Here is a 19511-nt window from a genome sequence, read left to right as displayed (position 1 = left end):
CCCGTGACGTGCGAAGGGGCCCGCCGCGCTCTCGTGCGGCGGGCCCCTTCGCGTCCGTTTCGCCCGGGGAGTGCGGAAGGCCGCGGTTACTTCTTGGCCTTGCCCGATCCCGCGCTGTCGTCGCTGGAGAGGACGGCGATGAAGGCCTCCTGCGGAACCTCCACGGAACCCACCATCTTCATCCGCTTCTTGCCCTCCTTCTGCTTCTCCAGCAGCTTCCGCTTGCGGGAGATGTCACCGCCGTAGCACTTGGCGAGGACGTCCTTGCGGATGGCGCGGATGGTCTCGCGGGCGATCACCCGGGAGCCGATGGCGGCCTGGACCGGAACCTCGAAGGCCTGCCGCGGGATGAGCTCCTTGAGCTTGGCGACGAGCCGCACGCCGTACGCGTACGCCTGGTCCCGGTGCGTGATCGCCGAGAAGGCGTCGACCTTGTCGCCGTGCAGCAGGATGTCGACCTTGACGAGGCTGGAGGTCTGCTCGCCGGTGGGCTCGTAGTCGAGGGAGGCGTAGCCGCGGGTCTTGGACTTCAGCTGGTCGAAGAAGTCGAAGACGATCTCCGCGAGCGGGAGGGTGTAGCGGATCTCGACCCGGTCCTCGGAGAGGTAGTCCATGCCGAGCAGGGTGCCGCGCCGGGTCTGGCACAGCTCCATGATCGAGCCGATGAACTCGGTCGGCGCGAGGATCGTGGCGCGCACGACCGGCTCGTACACCTCGTTGATCTTGCCCTCGGGGAACTCGCTCGGGTTGGTGACGGTGTGCTCGGTGCCGTCCTCCATGACCACCCGGTAGACCACGTTCGGCGCGGTGGCGATGAGGTCGAGCCCGAACTCGCGCTCCAGGCGTTCGCGGATCACGTCGAGGTGCAGCAGGCCCAGGAAGCCGACGCGGAAGCCGAAGCCGAGGGCGGCGGAGGTCTCCGGCTCGTAGACGAGGGCGGCGTCGTTGAGCTGGAGCTTGTCGAGTGCCTCGCGCAGCTCCGGGTAGTCCGATCCGTCCAGCGGGTACAGCCCGGAGAAGACCATCGGCTTGGGGTCCTTGTACCCGCCGAGCGCCTCCGTGGCCCCCTTCTGCTGGCTGGTGACGGTGTCGCCGACCTTGGACTGGCGCACGTCCTTCACACCGGTGATCAGGTAGCCCACCTCGCCGACGCCGAGGCCGTCGGCGGGCAGCATCTCCGGCGAGTTGGTGCCGATCTCCAGCAGCTCGTGCGTGGCGCCGGTCGACATCATCTTGATGCGCTCGCGCTTGTTGAGCTGGCCGTCGATGACACGGACGTACGTCACGACACCGCGGTAGGAGTCGTAGACCGAGTCGAAGATCATGGCGCGCGCGGGGGCGTCCTTGACGCCGACCGGGGCGGGGATCTCGGCGACGACCTTGTCCAGCAGCGCCTCGACGCCGAGCCCGGTCTTGGCGGAGACCTTCAGCACGTCGTCGGGCTCGCAGCCGACCAGGTTGGCGAGCTCCTCGGCGAACTTCTCGGGCTGCGCGGCCGGCAGGTCGATCTTGTTCAGCACGGGGATGATCGTGAGGTCGTTCTCCATCGCCAGGTAGAGGTTGGCGAGGGTCTGGGCCTCGATGCCCTGGGCGGCGTCGACGAGGAGGATCGTGCCCTCGCACGCGGCGAGCGACCGCGAGACCTCGTAGGTGAAGTCGACGTGCCCGGGGGTGTCGATCATGTTGAGGATGTGCGTGTCGCTCTTGTCGTGGGTCGGGGCCCACGGCAACCGCACCGCCTGGGACTTGATCGTGATGCCGCGCTCGCGCTCGATGTCCATGCGGTCGAGGTACTGGGCGCGCATCTGCCGCTGCTCGACCACACCGGTCAGCTGGAGCATCCGGTCGGCGAGCGTGGACTTGCCGTGGTCGATGTGCGCGATGATGCAGAAATTGCGGATCAGCGCCGGGTCGGTACGGCTCGGCTCGGGCACATGGCTAGGGGTCGCGGGCACGCAGGGTCCTGATTCTTGAGGCGTCCGCAGTGTCTGCGGTCTCGGGTCGGATCGTCACGTAGCCTCCATGGTCCCACGGGCGGGGACCATGGAGGGGTTTGGGAGGGGTTGAGGGCGGGTTTGGGCCAGTCATCCGGCCGCTGGTAGTGTGGGGGGCTGTGTCTCATGCCCTCTCAGCGCGAGGCACTCCTCAAGAAATCACCGGCCCGGGACCCGTGCGGCCCCGTGCCTGAACCTGCAAAGGCTCATTCGTGGCGAACATCAAGTCCCAGATCAAGCGGAACAAGACCAACGAGAAGGCCCGGCTGCGCAACAAGGCCGTCAAGTCCTCTCTGAAGACCGCGATCCGCAAGGCTCGTGAGGCCGCTGCCGCGGGCGACGTCGAGAAGGCCGCCGAGTACCAGCGCGTCGCCGCGCGTCAGCTCGACAAGGCCGTCTCCAAGGGCGTCATCCACAAGAACCAGGCCGCCAACAAGAAGTCGGCGCTGGCGCAGAAGGTCGGCGCCCTCAAGGGCTGAACCTCTCATCTGGTCTGATCGCCGGAAGGACCCAGGGCGGGCCCTCTCTCATCCGCTCCCGACCGGCACCCCGGACCCATGCGCGGCCTGCGTTCGCCACGCGGGCATGGGTCCCCGAGCGTGATCCGAAGGCCCCGGTGCCCGTCCTCCCCAGGACGGGCACCGGGGCCTTCGGTGTCGTCTAGGACCAGAAGTCGTTCATCGCGTCGATGTCCGCGATGCATTCGTCCAGGTCCGTCATCTTGTCGCCGACGATCCGGAAGACGATGCCCCCGTCCTCGTCCAGGTGCTTGCCCTGCCGGTCGGCCGTGAGGTGGTGCAGGGTCACGGCGTGCCCCCGGCCGTCGACCAGGACCTGCCGCAGCTCGACCGTGAACGTCCCGTCGGTCTCCTCACCGAGGCGCCGGTACATGTCGAGGATCTCGTCCTGGCCCTTGAAGTCGCCGGCCAGCACGCCGGTCCCCGGCACATGATGTGTGGCATCCGCCGCCATCATCGTGCGCAGGGTCTCCATGTCCCCTCGGACGAAGGCTTCGTAGCCCTTGCGGACCAGCTGTGCGTTCGGGTGTTCAGCCATCGCGCTCGCCACCTCTCCGTACCTGGGCGGCCTACGGCTGACACAGCCGATTCTCCTCTTCGAAGATCGTGGGGGCGACTCGATCAGCCGCCGCGCGTCCGGGACTACGCCCGTCCCCGTGAACGCGCCGCCCGCGCGATGGTCACCACGGCCTTCTCCAGCGCGTACTCCGGGTCGTCGCTGCCGCCCTTGACCCCGGCGTCCGCCTCGGCCACCGCGCGCAGGGCCGCGGACACGCCGTCCGGCGTCCAGCCGCGCATCTGCTGCCGGACGCGGTCGATCTTCCACGGCGGCATCCCGAGCTCGCGGGCGAGGTCGGCGGGGCGTCCGCCGCGCGCGGACGACAGCTTGCCGATGGCCCGCACGCCCTGGGCGAGCGCGCTGGTGATCAGCACCGGGGCCACGCCGGTCGCCAGCGACCAGCGCAGCGCCTCCAGTGCCTCCGCCGCCCGCCCCTCGACCGCCCGGTCGGCGACCGTGAAGCTGGAGGCCTCGGCCCGCCCGGTGTAGTACCGCCCGACGACGGCCTCGTCGATCGTGCCCTCGATGTCGGCCGTCAGCTGGGACACCGCCGAGGCCAGCTCCCGCAGGTCGCTGCCGATCGCGTCGACCAGCGCCTGGCACGCCTCGGGGGTGGCCGACCGCCCGGCGGTGCGGAACTCGGCCCGCACGAAGGCCAGCCGGTCCGCGGGCTTCGTCATCTTGGCGCACGCCACCTCGCGCGCCCCCGCCTTGCGCGCGGCGTCCAGCAGGCCCTTGCCCTTGGCACCGCCCGCGTGCAGCAGGACGAGGGTGATCTCCTCGGCGGGTGCGCCGAGGTACGCCTTGACGTCCTTGACCGTGTCGGCCGACAGGTCCTGCGCGTTGCGGACGACCACGACCTTGCGCTCGGCGAAGAGCGAGGGACTGGTGAGCTCGGCGAGCGTGCCGGGCTGCAACTGGTCGGGGGTCAGGTCGCGTACGTCCGTGTCGGCGTCGGCGGCCTTCGCGGCGGCCACCACCTGCTGCACGGCACGGTCGAGCAGGAGGTCCTCCTGGCCCACGGCGAGGGTCACCGGGGCGAGGGGGTCGTCGTTCGCAGTCTTCCTGGCCATCGTGACAAGCATCGCACGCACCGCTGACAACGGTCCCCACGGTGTCCCACGGCCCGGACGGCGGACCACGGGCCACGGCTCACGGCTCCTCGCGCCAGCCGTCCCACTCGCGCACGAACTCGTCGAGCGCGCCGGGGTCCAGCCGTTCCTCCTCGTCCCGCAGGAGGACGAGCCACTGGGCGTCCTCGGCGTCGTCCTCGCCCGCCAGGGCGTCCCGGACGAGCTGCGGCTCCTCGGCGAGCCCGAAGCGTTCCCCGAGTTCCTGGGCCACCTCTTCCGCGGCGTCGCGGTCGGGCAGCACCAGGACATGTCTCACGTCACTCACGCGCCCCATTGTCGGACACGTCCGGCGAGCGGAGCCCGGCAGGGGCTCCGCCCTCCGTCCCGGGGCGGGTGCCTCACCGGCCGGGCAGAGCCGGTATCCGGTCGAGGCGGACGCCGAAGAGGTCCCGGTACGCCGCCAGCACCTCCCCGTCCGTCGCCAGTTCGCTCGTCTCCCGTCGCCCGTCGGCGGCCGTGGTCGTGAGCCTGCGCCCGCTGAGCGTGATCCGCCCGCCGTCCTCCGTGAGCCGTGAGCACACCGGCGACCGCAGGAAGTGCGACCGGGGCGAGGTGCTGTGCCACCACGCGCCGGTCACGAAGTCGTCGAGCACCTTGGGGCGCAGCTCCACCCGGTACACGGGCCTGCCGTCGCACAGGACGTCCAGGTCTCCCGGACCGGCCGCGTCGTGCCCGCCGCCCGCCCCGGCCGCGTCCGGGTCCGCCTCGGCGATCCGGAACGTCCCCCCGGGGTCCTTCTGTTCGCCCCGCTCCCCGAACTCCAGCGGTCCGTGGCTGTGCGCCCCGAAACCGACGTCCGCCAGCCGGTCGCCCCCGTCCGCCGTCCGCACGAGCAGCGTCAGGTGGTCGTAGGGGATGCCGAGCACGCCTCCTTCCCCGTACACCCGCGCCGCGAGCAGCGTGACCTCGTACCCGAGCGCGCCGAGCAACGCGGCGAAGAGACCGTTGAGTTCGTAGCAGAACCCGCCGCGCCGGGCGCCCACGACCTTGTCCAGCAGCCGCTGCTGCCCCAGTTCGATCTCCTCGCCCAGGTGGACCGACAGGTTCTCGAACGGCACTGTCCGCAGGTGGCGCAGGTGCAGGTCGTGGAGGGCGTCGGCGGTGGGCGCCGCCGGACGCTCGGCTCCCAGTCGGCTGAGGTAGGCGTCGATGTCTGACTTCTCCATGCCCTCAGTCTCCCGCCACCCGCAGCGCGGCACCCGTGCCGGTGACCGCCAGCGCCCCGTCCCGGTCCGTGCGCAGGACCATCGCGCCCCCGGCCCGCAGTGCCGCGACCGTGGCGGGCGCCGGGTGCCCGTACGAGTTGTCCGCGCCGCAGCTGATCAGCGCCAGGCGCGGCGCCGCCCGGCGCAGCAGACCGGGGTCCTGGTGGGCGGAGCCGTGGTGGGCCACCTTGAGCACGTCGACCCCTTCCAGTGCCGCGGCCGCCGGCGATCCCGCCAGCTCCTGCTGGGCCGGGGGTTCGAGGTCCCCGAGCAGCAGCAGGCGCATCCCGGCCGTGCGTACCAGCAGGGTGACGCTGGCGTCGTTGGGGTCTGCCGGGCCGGCCGGTGGGCCCGGTGCCGGGGCCGTCGGCGCGCCCGGCGCGGTGCCCTGCGCGGGCGTCGGCGGTGGGGGCGGTGGGGGCGGCGGCCACACCACCTCCCAGGACAGCGGGCCGGTCCGCCGCTGTTCCCCGGCGGCGGCGTGCCGCACGGGGATCCGCCGTGCCGCCGCCTGCCGGCGGACGGACTCGGCCTGGTCCGCCGGTTCCTCGAGCCCGGTCGTCTCGATCGCGCCCACCGGGCGTCCCCGCAGCACCCCGGGCAGTCCCGCGACGTGGTCGGCGTGGAAGTGCGTGAGGACGACGAGCGGCACCCTGGTGACGCCGAGCGAGCGCAGACAGCGGTCGACGAGCGCCGGATCGGGACCGGCGTCCACGACCACGCCCGCGCCCGGGCCGGCCGCGAGCACCAGGGCGTCCCCCTGCCCCACGTCGCACATCGCCATCCGCCAGCCCGGGGGCGGCCACCCCGTGATCACCCGTGGCAGCGGCCCCGGCCGCACCACCGCCAGCACCAGCAGCAGTGCGCAGACACCGCACCACCAGGGGTGTCCCAGCAGCCGCCGGCCGACGAGCAGCACGCCCGCCGTGGCGAGGGCGAGCAGCGCGGCCCCCGTCCAGCCGCCCGGCCAGTCCACTCCCGCGCCGGGCAGCGCGGCCCCGGTGCGGGCGATCCCCGCGATCCACCCGGCCGGCCACCCCGCGCACCAGGCCGACGCCTCGGCCACCGGCATCGCCAACGGCGCCGTCGCCAGGGCCGCGAAGCCCAGTACCGTGGCCGGCGCCACCGCGAACTCCACGAGCAGGTTGCACGGCACCGCCACCAGGCTCACCCGCGCCGACAGCACGGCGACCACCGGTGCGCACAGGGCCTGCGCGGCCCCGGCGGCGGCCAGCGCCTCGGCGAGCCGGGGAGGGACCCGGCGACGGCGCAGCGCCGTGCTCCACCGCGGCGCGAGCGTGAGCAGGGCGCCGGTGGCCAGCACGGAGAGCAGGAAGCCGTAACTGCGGGCCAGCCACGGGTCGTACAGCACCAGCAGCAGTACGGCCGTCGCCAGCGCCGGGAGCAGGGACCGGCGGCGTCCCGTGGCGAGGGCGAGCAGGGCGACGCTGCCGCAGGCGGCGGCCCGCAGCACGCTCGGGTCGGGCCGGCACACGACGACGAAGCCGAGCGCGAGCGCCCCGCCGAGCAGCGCGGTCGCGCGCAGGGAGATGCCGAGGCGGGGCGCCAGCCCCCGGCGCTCGCTGTGCTGGGCCAGACCCGGCGGCCCGAGCAGCAGGGCGAGCACGATGGTGAAGTTGGCGCCGGACACCGCCAGCGTGTGCGCGAGGTCGGTCTCCTTGAACGCCTCGTCCAGGTCCGGGGTGATCCGGGAGGTGTCCCCGACGACCAGGCCCGGCAGCAGCGCCCGCGCGTCCCCCGACAGCCCGTCGGTGGCCTCCCGCAGTCCGGCGCGCAGCCGCCCGGCCAGCCGCTGCGGCCCGGACGGCCCGGACACCACGTCCGGTGCCTGTCGGCCCCTCACCCGCAGGACGGCGGCGACCCGGTCCCCGCTCGTCCTCGCAGGCGCCGTCCGCGCGACGGCGCGCAGCCGCGTGGTCGGCAGCAGGGCGAGCCAGGGCTCGGCGGCGGCGGGGGAAGGAGGCACCCGGCCGGCCGCCGCCCCGGAGCCGGCGTCGGTGCCGGTGCCGTCGTCGGTGCCGGTGTCGACGAGCACCAGCACCGGCGTCCGGGTCACCACGGTCTTCCCGCTCGCCTCCTCGATCCGGCGCACCTCCCCCTCGATCACCACGGTCGGCGGCACCGCGCGGTCCCCGCGGACGCGGGGCCGGGTGAGCCGGGGGTCGGCGGTGACCTCCACCTCGGCGGTCACGGTGGCGTACTGCCGGGCCAGCGCGGGCACGGGGCCGCGGCGCAGGTCCGCTCCGTGCAGCGCCGCCGAGGTGGCGGACGCGGCCACGCACAGCAGCACGGCGGCGACCGACACGGGCGCCCACCCGCGAGTGGCCCGCCACCGTGTCACCAGCAGCAGGACGCCGGCCGTCGCCACGCAGCCGAGCACCACGCCGAGGGACCACTCCGGTGCCGCGTCCAGCACCAGTGCCGCCGTCGCCCAGGCGGCCACCGCGGGCGGCACGAGCCGCAGGTCCGTGGGGCCCTCCTGCCGGGGGCGGGCGGCACCGAGCCGGTGCCCGGACTCGGCGTGCACGGCCGCACGGGGCCCGGCGCCCGCCCCCGTGCTCGTGGGCGCGCTCATGGCCGGACGAGATCGCGCAGATCGGCGAAGCGGCGCTCGCCGATGCCGTTGACCTCGCGCAGCTCGTCCACCGACCGGAAACCGCCGTGCTGCGTGCGGTAGTCGACGATGTGCCGGGCCAGCACGGGGCCGACGCCCGGCAGCGTCTCGAGCTGCTCCGCGGTCGCCGTGCTGAGGGAGACCGGGGCCGCCCCCGTCACCGCGCCGGCCGGGCCGCCCGGGGCCGTACCGCCCGGGCCGGTCCCCGCGCCGGGAGGCACGGGCACGCCGACGATCACCTGTTCGCCGTCCACGAGGAAGCGGGCCCGGTTCAGTCCGTCGGTCTTCGTACCGGGTCGCACTCCCCCGGCCGCTCGCAGGGCGTCCTCGACCCGTGAACCGGCCGGCAGGCGGTGGATCCCGGGCTCGCGGACCTTTCCACCGACGTCCACGACGATCTCGGCACCGGCCGGAGCCGTCGCCGTGGACCGGGGCGCGCCGGTGGCCGTGGCCCCGCCGGCCGCCGCGGCGCCCCGCGTGCCGTCGGCGGTCGCTTCCCGCACCACCTCGGGTGCCGCCACCGTCTCGGTGCGGCCGGTCCAGAAGTGCTGCGCGGCGAAGACCGCGGCGACGACGAGCAGCACCGCGAGCGCGGTCACGCTCCGCGGCTCCATCCCGCACCGGTTCTGCAGCCACACGGGCATCCGCTCCCGCAGCGCGGGCCCCACCCGCTCCCGCCACGTCGGCGCGACGGACGCGACGGAACCAGGACCGCCGGGGCCGGCGCGATCACCGCGCCCTGCCGGCGGGAAGGCCGCGAGGGGCCCGCCGACGGCGTCGGCGGGCGCGACCCCACCTGGCGGCCCCGTCCCCGATTCCCGCCGCTCCTCGGCGCGTTCGGCGTGCTCGGCGCGTTCGGCACGCTCGGCGAAGAGCGCCTCCGCCCGTCGGCGGAGCTCCTCCTCCGGCGCGTGGCGGTGCCGTGCTCGGCCGCGAGGACCCGGGCGGTGCCGGGAGGCACGGGTGCGGCCGTCGGACGCCGGCCCACGGCCCGGTCCGCTGCTCGCGGCTGCTGTGCGGGGACGTGATCGAAGAGCCATGCGCCGAGGATCGGACACCTCGGCCGACCCGCGACGATCATGGTCGGTTTCCGTGGACCGTCACCGGGTTGTGGACATCTCCCCCACCCCCACGGGTGACGGAGGGCAGCGGCGAGCCGTCCCCCACCGCCTACCGCGGCGAGACCACGACCCCCAGCAACCCGGGCCCCGTGTGCGCCCCGATCACCGCGCCGACCTCGCTCACGTGCAGGTCGGCCAGTCCCGGCACCCTCTCCCGCAGGCGGTCCGCCAGGGCCGACGCCCGGTCGGGGGCGGCGAGGTGGTGGACGGCGATGTCGACCGGAGCACTGCCCGCGCGGTCGGCGACGATCTCCTCCAGGCGGGCGATCGCCCTCGACGCCGTGCGCACCTTCTCCAGCGGTTCGATCCGGCCGCCGCCCAGCTGGAGCAGCGGCTTCACCGCGAGCGCGGAACCGAACAGCGCCTGCGCCGCCCCGATCCGGCCGCCGCGGCGCAGATAGTCGAGGGTGTCGACGTAGAAGTAGGCGGACGTCTCCGCGGCCCGTTTCTCCGCCGCCGTGACCGCTTCGTCGACCGTGCCGCCCGTCTCCGCCGCCTCGGCCGCGGAGAGCGCGCAGAACCCGAGGGCCATCGCGATCATCCCGGTGTCCACGACCCGCACGGGGACCGGCGCCTCGCGCGCGGCGACGACCGCGGCGTCGTAGGTGCCCGACAGCTCGGCGGACAGGTGGAGCGAGACGATGCCGTCGGCGCCCGACTCGGCGATCTTCCGGTAGGTCTCGGCGAAGAGTCCGGGGCTGGGGCGCGAGGTGGTGACCGGGCGTCGCTTCTGCAGGGCCTGGGCCAGCGAGCGGGTCGAGATCTCGGTGCCCTCCTCCAGGGCCCGGTCGCCCAGGACCACCGTCAGGGGCACCGCGGTGATGCCGTGCCGCTCCATCGTCCGGGCCGGGAGGTAGGCCGTTGAATCCGTGACGATCGCGACATGGCGGGACATGAGCTGGAGGTTACCTGGCGTAGTGCCCGTACGGCAGACCGGCCCCGACGACCGGGCGACACCGGGCGCCATCGGGCGGGCGAGGGCCCCCGGTCAGGCCGTGTTCTCCGGGCGGGCCCGCTTCTGCCAGGGGTGCACGGGCCGCGGTCCGGGCGGGGTGATGGCGGGCCGCGCCGGCTCCCGGTCCTCGTCCTGCCGCGGCGGCTCGGGCCGGTCCCGCCGGACGGCCGGGTCGTCGGCGGCCGGGGCCTCGGGCCAGGACCGCGGCGCGGCGGGCTCGGTCTCCGTCCAGTGCCGCAGGGCACCGGCCTCGACGTCGATCTGGGCGCTGAGCGAGTCCAGGTCGTCGTCCGCGAAGCGGTGGGCGCGGTCACGGGCCGCCCAGCGCAGGGAGTCCGCCGACCGGGTGATGCGTTCGGTGCGCTCGCGCAGCGCGGGCAGGCGCTCGGCGAGCATGGCACGGTCCGGCTCGGCCTCCAGCCGCCTGAGCTCACCGTCGAGTTCGAAGCCGTGCGCACTGAGCCGCTCGAAGAGGACGAGGGACTCCTTGAGGGACTCGTCCTCGGCCGCGCCCGCGTGCAGCGCGTCCTGTGTGGTCCGCATCGAGGTGCGCAGCGTGAGCCGCAGCTGGGCGAGCTCCGCCGCCGGGCCGGTCTGGACGAGGGACTTGGCCCGCAGTGTGTGGTCCTCGACCGTGCGGCGGGCCTGGGTGATGCCGCGGTCCACGCTGCGCTTGGCGGCGCCGACCGCCTTCACGGTGGCGTAGACGCCCAGCACGACGGCGAGCAGGAAGAGCAGGGCGAAGACTGTGATCACTGCTTCCACGAAGCTCCTCCTCGGACCGTCCGGCCCGCCCACCGGGCAGGCCGCGGCGCTCTCCGCGCCGCTCTTCCACGGTAAACGCAGCGGGCAGGCCCGGGGTTCCGACAGAACCCCGAACCTGCCCGTAGGGGACCACCCCGAGCCCTCGGCCGGTCAGGCCGGGACGATGTTCACCAGCTTCGGCGCCCGCACGACGACCTTGCGGATCCCGGCCCCGCCCAGCGCGGCCACGACCTTCTCGTCGGCCAGCGCCGCCTTCTCCAGCTCCTCGTCGGAGATGGACGGGGCGACCTCCAGCCGCGCCTTGACCTTGCCCTTGATCTGCACGACGCAGGTCACCGTCTCGTCCACGACGTACGCCGGGTCGGCGACCGGGAAGTCCCGGTGGACGACCGAGTCGGTGTGGCCCAGCCTGCGCCACAGCTCCTCGGCGATGTGCGGGGCCAGCGGCGCGACCATCAGCACCAGCGGTTCGGCGACCGAGCGCGGGACCGGGCCGCCCGACTTCGTCAGGTGGTTGTTCAGCTCGGTGACCTTGGCGATGGCGGTGTTGAACCGCATGCCCTCCAGGTCGCCGCGCACCCCGTCGATCGCCTTGTGCAGCGCGCGCAGCGTGTCCTCGTCGGGTTCGGCGTCGACGACCGTCACCTCGCCGCTGTCCTCGTCGACGACGTTGCGCCACAGCCGCTGCAGCAGCCGGAACTGGCCCACCACCGCGCGCGTGTCCCACGGCCGGGAGACGTCCAGCGGGCCCATCGCCATCTCGTACAGGCGCAGCGTGTCGGCGCCGTACTCGGCGCAGATCTCGTCCGGGGTGACCGCGTTCTTCAGGGACTTGCCCATCTTGCCCAGCAGCCGGGAGACCTTCTCGCCCTGGTGGAACCAGGCGCCGTCGCGCTCCTCCACCTCGGCGGCCGGCACGGCGATGCCGCGGCTGTCGCGGTAGACGTAGGCCTGGATCATGCCCTGGTTGAACAGCTTGTGGAACGGCTCGGCCGAGGAGACGTGCCCCAGGTCGAACAGGACCTTGGACCAGAAGCGGGCGTACAGCAGGTGCAGCACGGCGTGCTCGGCGCCGCCGACGTACAGGTCGACACCGCCGTGCGGCAGGCCCTCGCGCGGGCCCATCCAGTACTGCTCGATCTCCGGGTCGACCAGCCGCTCGCCGTTGTGCGGGTCCAGGTAGCGCAGCTCGTACCAGCAGGAACCGGCCCAGTTGGGCATGGTGTTGGTCTCGCGCCGGTACTTCTTCGGGCCGTCGCCCAGGTCCAGGGTGACGTTGACCCAGTCCTCGTTGCGCGACAGCGGCGTCTCGGGCTGCGTGTCGGCGTCGTCCGGGTCGAAGGTGCGCGGGGAGTAGTCCTCGACCTCGGGCAGCTCCAGCGGCAGCATCGACTCGGGCAGGGCGTGGGCGACGCCGTCCTCGTCGTAGACGATCGGGAAGGGCTCGCCCCAGTAGCGCTGGCGGCTGAACAGCCAGTCGCGCAGGCGGAAGTTGACGGTGCCCTCGCCGGTGCCGGTGCGCTCCAGCCACTCGGTGACGCGCGCCTTGGCGTCGACGACGCCCAGGCCGTCCAGGGAGACGCCCTCGCCCGAGGAGTTGACGATCTTCGCGTCGTACGACGCGAAGGCGTCCTCCCAGGCGGAGGTGTCCGTGCCCCGCCCGTCGGTCGGCTCGACGACGCAGCGGATCGGCAGCTCGAAGGCGCGCGCGAACGCGAAGTCACGCGTGTCGTGCGCCGGGACGGCCATGATCGCGCCGGTGCCGTAGCCCATCAGGACGTAGTCGGCGACGAAGACCGGGACCCGCTCGCCGTTGACCGGGTTGGTGGCGTACGCGCCGATGAAGACGCCGGTCTTGTCCTTGGCCTCGGCCTGGCGCTCGACGTCCGACTTCGAGGCGGCCTGCGCGCGGTAGGCGGCGACGGCCTCCGCCGGGGTCGCGTGACCGCCGGTCCACGCCTGGCGGGTGCCCTCGGGCCAGGCGTCCGGGGTGAACTTCTCGACCAGCGGGTGCTCGGGCGCCAGCACCATGTAGGTCGCGCCGAACAGGGTGTCGGGGCGGGTGGTGAAGACGGTGATGCGCTCGCCGTCGATGGGGAAGTCGACGCGGGCGCCCTCGGAGCGGCCGATCCAGTTGCGCTGCTGCAGCTTGATGGCCTCGGGCCAGTCCAGCTCGTCCAGGTCGTCCAGCAGCCGGTCGGCGTAGGCGGTGATGCGCATGTTCCACTGGCGCAGCTTGGACTTGAAGACGGGGAAGTTGCCGCGCTCGGAGCGTCCGTCGGCGGTGACCTCCTCGTTGGCCAGCACGGTGCCCAGGCCGGGGCACCAGTTGACGGGCGCGTCGGAGGCGTAGGCCAGGCGGTACTCGCCCAGGACGTCGGCGCGCTCCGCCTCGGTCAGCTCGTTCCAGGAGCGGCCCTGGGGCAGGGCGCGCTCACCGGAGGCGAACTGCTCGACCAGCTCCGCGATGGGGCGGGCCTTCTTCGCCTCCTCGTCGTACCAGGAGTTGAAGATCTGCAGGAAGATCCACTGGGTCCACTTGTAGTACTCGGGGTCGATCGTGGCGAACGACCGGCGCTTGTCGTGGCCCAGGCCCAGCCGGCGCAGCTGGCTCTGCATGTTCTTGATGTTGGCCTCGGTCGACACGCGCGGGTGCGTGCCGGTCTGCACGGCGTACTGCTCGGCGGGCAGGCCGAAGGCGTCGAAGCCCAGGGTGTGCAGGACGTTGTGGCCGGTCATCCGCTGGAAGCGGGCGTAGACGTCGGTGGCGATGTAGCCCAGGGGGTGACCGACGTGCAGACCCGCACCGGAGGGGTACGGGAACATGTCCATGATGAACTTCTTGGGCTTGGCGACCAGCTCCGGGTCGCCCGCCAGGTCGCCCTTGGGATTCGGCGCGGCGTACGTCCCCTCGGCGTCCCAGAAGTCCTGCCAGCGTGCCTCGATCTCGGCGGCCACGGCAGCCGTGTAGCGGTGCGGCGCGGCGTCCGCCGTCACGGGGGCGGTCGCCGCGGGGTTCGTCTCGCTCATGATCCTCAAAGCTCCATCGATCGTCTCTGCCAGCGGCTGCGACATCCAAGACCAGCGGCTGCGATTGCCGGGAAATGAAAAATCCCCTCGCACAGGAGGGGACGCCGCGCCGATTCCGGCCACCGGACTACGACCGGGGCCGGGACTGATCAGCGCGGCTCGCTAAGCAGAAGGCGTACGGCACGCATGGCGTCAGGGTACCGCAGTCGTCGATCGGGCCGCGACGCGCTTCCCGGACCACCGGGCTCCGGCGGGCTCCGGCGGGCTCCGGCGGGCTCCACGCGAAACCTGGACCAAGGTCAAAGGTTACTTCGCGTAACGACCACTAAGGGGCATCGCAACGAGCGCATTGTCATTTGATAACAACGCAATAACTCAAACCTCGTACTCGCGAGTACGGCGCGACCTAGAGTGCGGCTGCGGGACCGCCTTCCCGAACCGCTTCGGAGTTGCCCCCATGAACCCTCCCCCGCACGACCCCCGCGGTGACAGTCCGTGTGACGGTCCGTCCCCTTCCGCCGCCCCCGTGAGGCGCGGAGGTGCGCCGCGGTGACGAACGACAGCACGGTGGACGACACCTTCGCCCAGTTCCTGGACTTCGGCGCCGGCGTCCTCTCCCTCGTCTTCCTGAGCTGCTCGGTGATCTGGGGACTCGTCGCCCAGGACCGGATCGTCCTCGACACGCGCCGGCGGATCCTGGCCCAGGCGGTGCACCGGAGCACCGCCGTCGCCTCGATCGCGTTCCTCCTGATCCACATCACGGTCAAGCTGGCGCTGGAGCACACCACATGGGTCGCCGCGGTGATCCCGTTCGGGCTCCTGGCGACGGAGGACGAGGCGTTCGGCGGCAGGGCCGTCCTGATCGGCCTCGGCACCCTGGCCAGCATGCTCATGATCTTCGTGGGCGTCACCGGCGCCCTGCGCAACCGCTTCGCCTCCCCCGCCCCGGTGGCCGCCCGCTGGCGGGCCATGCACATGCTGGCCTATCCGGCCTGGTGCGCCGCACTGCTGCACGGGCTCTACGCGGGCCGCGCCGCGAAGCCGGTCTTCACGGTCCTGTACGGCCTCTCCCTGCTCGGCGTCATGGCCGCCCTGGCGCTGCGCGCGGCCCCCCGCCCGGTCAAGCGGCGCATCGCCGACGGGATCTCCGGCTTCCTCGACGCGGAGGGGGGCCGGGCGGCCCGTGGGGAGCCGGCGGGGTTCCGGAGCCGGTCGACGGCCGGCGCCGCGCTGCCGGACCACGAGCGCCGCGAGGCCCCCGCACCGCGCGCGCCGTCCCCGTCCGCACCGCTGTACGAGCCCGCGGAACACCTCGCTCCGCCGCTCCAGGAGCCACCGAGCGGCTTCGCGGCGGCCTACCGTGCCGTCTCCGGCTCCCCCCGGGCGCGGCAGCGGCCCCCGGCCGCCGGCCGGAGCGTGCCGGCCGGGCTGCCGCCGGACCCGCGGCCCACCGGGACGATGCCCCTCGCCGACACCGGCGCCGGCGTCCCGGGCGGCTGGCCGGTCCCGTCGCCGCCCCCGGTCGGCGAGGCTCCCCCGTCGGCCTACGACCCGCTCCAGGACACCGGACACACCCTCCCGGCCTACGGCGATCCGGGCACGTCCGGCCACGCCGGGAGTGACGTGTACGACACCGGTGAGACGAACGGCCCCCACGGCGCGTACTACCCGCACGACACGTACAACAGCGGTCCCGCCACTGAACCGACCCCCGGTGCGTCCCCCGGGTCCCGCGACTTCGGCGCACCGGGTTCGGGCGAACCTTGGAACACGCCTTCCGGAGGCTCTTGGTGAACGAGGCCCTGCCCGACGTCCCCGAAGTCCGCGTGGTCGGACTTCCCCAGCTCACGTCGGGCTTCGACCTTGTCGAAAGACTGGATCTGCCCATGCACCTCAAGGTGCACGGGCCGCTCGAACCGCTGGGCGGCGAGCAGCTCGCGCAGCTCGCCGAGCGCATCAACCTCAGGGGCCGCGGCGGCGCGGGCTTCCCCTTCCACAAGAAGCTGCGCTCGGTCGCCGAATCGGCGATCAGGCGCGGTGTGCGGCCGGTCGTCGTCGTCAACGGCAGCGAGGACGAACCGGCCTGCCGCAAGGACACGGTGCTGATCAACCGTGCTCCGCACCTGATCCTGGACGGCGCGCTGCTGTGCGCCGAGGCCATGGGCGCCCGCACCCTCGTCGTCGGGGTGACCCGGGAGTCCACGCAGCGCTCCATGGAGGCCGCGCTCGCCGAACGCGGCCTGAGCAACGGTCGCCGCTCCGCCCTGCGCGCCCGCGTGCAGCGCAACCCGGTGCGGATGGTCACCGGCGCCGCGGCCTCGCTGATCCGCTCCATCGACGGCGGCCCGGCGATCCCGCCCGGCCGCAAGGTCAGCGCCTCGAGGAGCGGCGTCGGCGGCGCACCGACCCTGCTGTCCAACGCCGAGACCTTCGCCCAGCTGGCGATCGCCGCCCGCATCGGCCCGGAGCGCTACGGCAACACCGGCCTGTACGACGAGCCGGGCACCGTCATGCTCACGGTCTCCGGCGCGGTGGCCCGCCCGATGGTGATCGAGGTGCCCACCGGTGTGCCGCTGCGCTACGTCCTCCAGCTGGCCGGCGCCCCGCCGGTGCCGCAGGGCGTGCTGACCGGCGGCTACCACGGCAGGTGGATCGACGCGGCGACCGTCGACGAGGCGATCGTCTCCCGCGACTCGCTCCAGCAGGTGGGCGGCTCGCTCGGCGCGGGCGCGATCCTGCCCCTCGGCCAGGGCACCTGTCCGCTGGGCGAGTCGCTGCGGGTGGCGCAGTGGCTGGCCCAGGAGAGCGCGGGCCAGTGCGGCCCCTGCTTCCTCGGCCTGCCGGCCGCGGCGCGCGGCATGGAGGACATCCTGAACGGCGGCGGCCCGGCCGCCCTGGAGGCGCTCAAACAGGTCGCCAGGAACGTCAAGCGGCGCGGGGCCTGCTCGCACCCGGACGGTTCGGCGATGTTCCTGGAGTCGACCGTCAAGGCGTTCACGGACGACCTCGCCGCCCATGTCCTCGGCAACGGCTGCGGGCGGCCCGTGGAGGGCGTCCTGCCGCTCTTCGAGGGCGGCGCGTCCCCGACGGGCGTCCCGGGCGGCGGGGAGGGGAACGGTCCCAGCCGCCAGAAGATCCACGTCGACTGGACGCTGTGCCGGGGCCACGGTCTGTGCGCGGACATCCTCCCGGAGGTCTTCGAGCTCGGCGCCGACGGCTTCCCGACGGTGGCGCAGGCGGACGTGCCGCGTTTCGCGGAGGCCAAGGCGGTGCGCGCGGTGCGCCGCTGCCCGGCGCTCGCCCTGCGCATCGAGGAGGACACCCGCGGGCAGGCGCCGTCCTCGCGCACCAACCTGCCGGTGCTCTCCCAGGGCCGGGGCCGCCGGGCGCTCGGACGCTGAGCAGGGGCGGGAGACGAACAAACCCCCCGGATCGATGATCCGGGGGGTTTTCCTGTGGAGCTAAGGAGAATTGAACTCCTGACCTCCTGCATGCCATGCAGGCGCTCTACCAACTGAGCTATAGCCCCTTGTTCCTGCGTTCCGCCCGGTTTCCCCGGCGGCGACGCCAACATTACACGGTCCACCGGGCCCAACACCAAATCGTTTCCGGTTTGCCCGTTTCGACCTCATGTGACGGTCGTTACGCCGTCACGAACGAGTAGAACCGCTTGAGCGTGCAGTGCTCCTCGAGGAGCCGGCCGTAGATCGGCTCGCCCTCGAGTTCGCGGTACGTCTCGATCGGGTCGCCCTTTATGATCAGCGCCCGCGCGCACTCCTCGCACCAGTACTGGTAGTCCGGGTTGACCGGCTCCATGTCCCGCACGATCGGGGTGCCGCTGCCGCACCAGTCGCACTTCCGCCTGTGTGCACCCATCGGTCAGCTCCAGCTGTGGCCGCAGGCCGTGCACACGTAGGAGACGCCGCCGTTGTCACCGAGGACCTGGGCGACGTGCGCGGAACCACAGGAGGGGCAGCTGAGGCGGGTGGCCGTGCTCCGTGTCACCGCTCCGCCGAGGAGGTGACCGACCTCCTCGAGGATGCTCGCAGGCATCGCCACTCCCTCCCGTCGGGCCGCGGTCCCCTTCCGGCCGTTTGATTCTGCCACGACCGGGCCAATACGGTCAGCGACGCCTCGGTACCGGTCCGGACACGGAGCCTCACAGAGGTGTACGCCCGCGAGGGCGGGACTGCTCAAGCACGGACGCAACGAAAAATCCCGCCCCCCGAGGGGGACGGGATTCGTCCGTGTGCTGTGGAGCTAAGGAGAATTGAACTCCTGACCTCCTGCATGCCATGCAGGCGCTCTACCAACTGAGCTATAGCCCCTTGCGGCCACCCGGCCAGACCGTGTGGTGTTTCGCTCCGCTCGGCGGGGCGAACAAGAAGAACTTTAGCCTGCGACCTGCCGGAAAGTGAAATCCGGGTCCCGGGCCCGGCCGCGGGCGGCTCAGTCGTCGTCGCCGAGCACCGGTTCCGGCAGTGTGCCGGCGTTGTGCTCCAGCAGGCGCCAGCCGCGGATGCCCTCGCCCAGGACGGACCAGCAGCAGTTGGTCAGGCCGCCCAGGCTCTCCCAGGTGTGCGGCTCCAGCCCGAGGAGGCGTCCGATGGTGGTGCGGATGGTGCCGCCGTGGCTGACCACGACGAGGGTGCCGTCCTCGGGGAGCTTCTCGACGTGCCGGAGCACCACGGGGGCGGCGCGGTCGGCCACCTCGGTCTCCAGCTCGCCGCCGCCGCGGCGGACCGGCTCGCCGCGCTTCCACGCCGCGTACTCCTCGCCGTACCGGGCGATGATCTCCTCGTGCGTCAGGCCCTGCCAGACACCCGCGTAGGTCTCCCGCAGTCCCTCCTCCAGCGTCACCTCGAGGCCGGTGAGCGCGGCGAGTTCGGCGGCCGTGTTCACGGCCCGGCTGAGGTCGGAGGCGACGATCGCGTCGGGTCCCAGGCCGACCAGCAGCCGGGCGGCGCGGCGGGCCTGGGCGACGCCGGTCCCGGTGAGCTCGACGTCCGTGGAGCCCTGGAAGCGGCGCTCCACGTTCCACGAGGTCTGGCCGTGCCGCCACAGGATGATGCGCCTGCCGCGGCCCTGCCTCCCGGACGTCACCTCGCCGGTGGCGCTCATCGCCAGTCCCCGTCGGTCTCCGTCGCCTCCTCGGCGGCCTGGAGCCTGGCGTGCTCCTCCGCCTTGCCGCGGGTCTCCTTGGCGTCGGCGGGCAGCTCCAGCTCGGGGCAGTCCTTCCACAGGCGCTCCAGGGCGTAGAAGACGCGCTCCTCGCTGTGCTGGACGTGGACGACGATGTCGACGTAGTCGAGCAGGATCCAGCGCGCGTCGCGGTCGCCCTCGCGGCGGACCGGCTTGGCGCCGAGTTCCTTGTTCAGCCGCTCCTCGATCTCGTCGACGATCGACTTGACCTGGCGGTCGTTGGGGGCGGAGGCCAGCAGGAAGGCGTCCGTGATCGACAGCACGTCGCTGACGTCGTAGGCGATGATGTCGTGCGCGAGCTTGTCGGCTGCCGCCTGCGCTGCGGTGTTGATGAGTTCGATGGAGCGGTCGGTCGCGGTCACTGCCTGGCTTTCGGGTCGGCGGTCGGTTGACC

General features: G+C 73.0%; 17 protein-coding genes and 2 tRNA genes. 3 read left to right on the top strand and 16 right to left on the bottom strand.

Annotation, left to right across the window (positions count from 1 at the left end; all coding sequences use genetic code 11):
• Window positions 1-86: 86 nt before the first annotated feature.
• Window positions 87-1955 (bottom strand): translation elongation factor 4, encoded by a 1869-nt coding sequence (gene lepA / locus ACZ4V6_RS02255; RefSeq protein WP_467821852.1) that lies wholly within the window; start codon window positions 1953-1955, stop codon window positions 87-89.
• A gap of 251 nt (window positions 1956-2206) precedes the next feature.
• Between lepA and rpsT the strand changes: the two genes are divergently transcribed.
• Entirely contained in the window at window positions 2207-2473 is a 267-nt protein-coding gene (gene rpsT / locus ACZ4V6_RS02250; protein WP_077798817.1) for a 30S ribosomal protein S20, read from the top strand.
• A 181-nt stretch (window positions 2474-2654) separates the two neighbouring features.
• Here rpsT and ACZ4V6_RS02245 read toward each other — a convergent pair whose 3' ends face one another.
• From ACZ4V6_RS02245 to leuS, 9 genes are all read right to left on the bottom strand, one after another.
• The gene (locus ACZ4V6_RS02245; protein ID WP_467821851.1) at window positions 2655-3050 is read right to left on the bottom strand and encodes a nuclear transport factor 2 family protein; all 396 of its coding nucleotides are present in this window, start codon (window positions 3048-3050) and stop codon (window positions 2655-2657) included.
• A gap of 104 nt (window positions 3051-3154) precedes the next feature.
• A complete protein-coding gene (gene holA, locus ACZ4V6_RS02240; RefSeq protein ID WP_467821850.1) occupies window positions 3155-4144 on the bottom strand; it encodes a DNA polymerase III subunit delta in 990 nt (329 codons plus the stop codon).
• A gap of 79 nt (window positions 4145-4223) precedes the next feature.
• Complete coding sequence (locus ACZ4V6_RS02235; RefSeq protein WP_467821849.1) at window positions 4224-4469, bottom strand: hypothetical protein; 246 nt, start codon at window positions 4467-4469, stop codon at window positions 4224-4226.
• A 73-nt stretch (window positions 4470-4542) separates the two neighbouring features.
• Window positions 4543-5370 (bottom strand): arylamine N-acetyltransferase family protein, encoded by an 828-nt coding sequence (locus ACZ4V6_RS02230; RefSeq protein WP_467821848.1) that lies wholly within the window; start codon window positions 5368-5370, stop codon window positions 4543-4545.
• A gap of 4 nt (window positions 5371-5374) precedes the next feature.
• Window positions 5375-8005: a ComEC/Rec2 family competence protein gene (locus tag ACZ4V6_RS02225; RefSeq protein ID WP_467821847.1), complete on the bottom strand. Its 2631-nt coding sequence runs from the start codon at window positions 8003-8005 to the stop codon at window positions 5375-5377.
• Window positions 8002-9084: a ComEA family DNA-binding protein gene (locus ACZ4V6_RS02220; RefSeq protein WP_467821846.1), complete on the bottom strand. Its 1083-nt coding sequence runs from the start codon at window positions 9082-9084 to the stop codon at window positions 8002-8004. The genes ACZ4V6_RS02225 and ACZ4V6_RS02220 overlap by 4 nt, the downstream gene beginning before the upstream one ends.
• A 130-nt stretch (window positions 9085-9214) precedes the next feature.
• A complete protein-coding gene (locus ACZ4V6_RS02215) occupies window positions 9215-10060 on the bottom strand; it encodes a DegV family protein (protein WP_467821845.1) in 846 nt (281 codons plus the stop codon).
• 93 nt (window positions 10061-10153) lie between these two features.
• The gene (locus ACZ4V6_RS02210; protein ID WP_467821844.1) at window positions 10154-10885 is read right to left on the bottom strand and encodes a hypothetical protein; all 732 of its coding nucleotides are present in this window, start codon (window positions 10883-10885) and stop codon (window positions 10154-10156) included.
• A 150-nt stretch (window positions 10886-11035) separates the two neighbouring features.
• Window positions 11036-13915 carry a leucine--tRNA ligase gene (gene leuS, locus ACZ4V6_RS02205; RefSeq protein WP_467821843.1) on the bottom strand — a complete coding sequence of 960 codons (2880 nt, stop codon included), beginning with the start codon at window positions 13913-13915 and terminating at the stop codon, window positions 11036-11038.
• A gap of 549 nt (window positions 13916-14464) precedes the next feature.
• On the opposite strand from leuS, the gene ACZ4V6_RS02200 reads away from it, so the two are divergent.
• Both ACZ4V6_RS02200 and ACZ4V6_RS02195 read left to right on the top strand, forming a co-directional pair.
• The gene (locus ACZ4V6_RS02200; protein WP_467821842.1) at window positions 14465-15709 is read left to right on the top strand and encodes a ferric reductase-like transmembrane domain-containing protein; all 1245 of its coding nucleotides are present in this window, start codon (window positions 14465-14467) and stop codon (window positions 15707-15709) included.
• Window positions 15706-17316 carry an NADH-ubiquinone oxidoreductase-F iron-sulfur binding region domain-containing protein gene (locus tag ACZ4V6_RS02195; protein WP_467821841.1) on the top strand — a complete coding sequence of 537 codons (1611 nt, stop codon included), beginning with the start codon at window positions 15706-15708 and terminating at the stop codon, window positions 17314-17316. Before ACZ4V6_RS02200 ends, ACZ4V6_RS02195 begins: the two co-directional genes overlap by 4 nt.
• A gap of 55 nt (window positions 17317-17371) precedes the next feature.
• On the opposite strand, the gene ACZ4V6_RS02190 is transcribed toward ACZ4V6_RS02195, so the two are convergent.
• From ACZ4V6_RS02190 to rsfS, 6 genes are all read right to left on the bottom strand, one after another.
• A tRNA-Ala gene (locus tag ACZ4V6_RS02190) sits at window positions 17372-17444 on the bottom strand.
• Between the two features lie 113 nt (window positions 17445-17557).
• Entirely contained in the window at window positions 17558-17791 is a 234-nt protein-coding gene (locus ACZ4V6_RS02185; protein ID WP_003976229.1) for a hypothetical protein, read from the bottom strand.
• A gap of 3 nt (window positions 17792-17794) precedes the next feature.
• A complete protein-coding gene (locus tag ACZ4V6_RS02180; RefSeq protein WP_467821840.1) occupies window positions 17795-17968 on the bottom strand; it encodes a hypothetical protein in 174 nt (57 codons plus the stop codon).
• A 202-nt stretch (window positions 17969-18170) separates the two neighbouring features.
• Window positions 18171-18243, bottom strand: a tRNA-Ala gene (locus tag ACZ4V6_RS02175).
• A 121-nt stretch (window positions 18244-18364) separates the two neighbouring features.
• On the bottom strand, window positions 18365-19036 hold the full coding sequence (locus ACZ4V6_RS02170) for a histidine phosphatase family protein (RefSeq protein WP_467821839.1): 672 nt from the start codon (window positions 19034-19036) through the stop codon (window positions 18365-18367).
• Window positions 19033-19479 carry a ribosome silencing factor gene (gene rsfS / locus ACZ4V6_RS02165; RefSeq protein WP_077798827.1) on the bottom strand — a complete coding sequence of 149 codons (447 nt, stop codon included), beginning with the start codon at window positions 19477-19479 and terminating at the stop codon, window positions 19033-19035. The genes ACZ4V6_RS02170 and rsfS overlap by 4 nt, the downstream gene beginning before the upstream one ends.
• Window positions 19480-19511: the final 32 nt, after the last annotated feature.

This window comes from Streptomyces sp. NPDC029152 (assembly GCF_055564355.1).
This window is presented reverse-complemented; position numbering and strand designations above follow the sequence as displayed.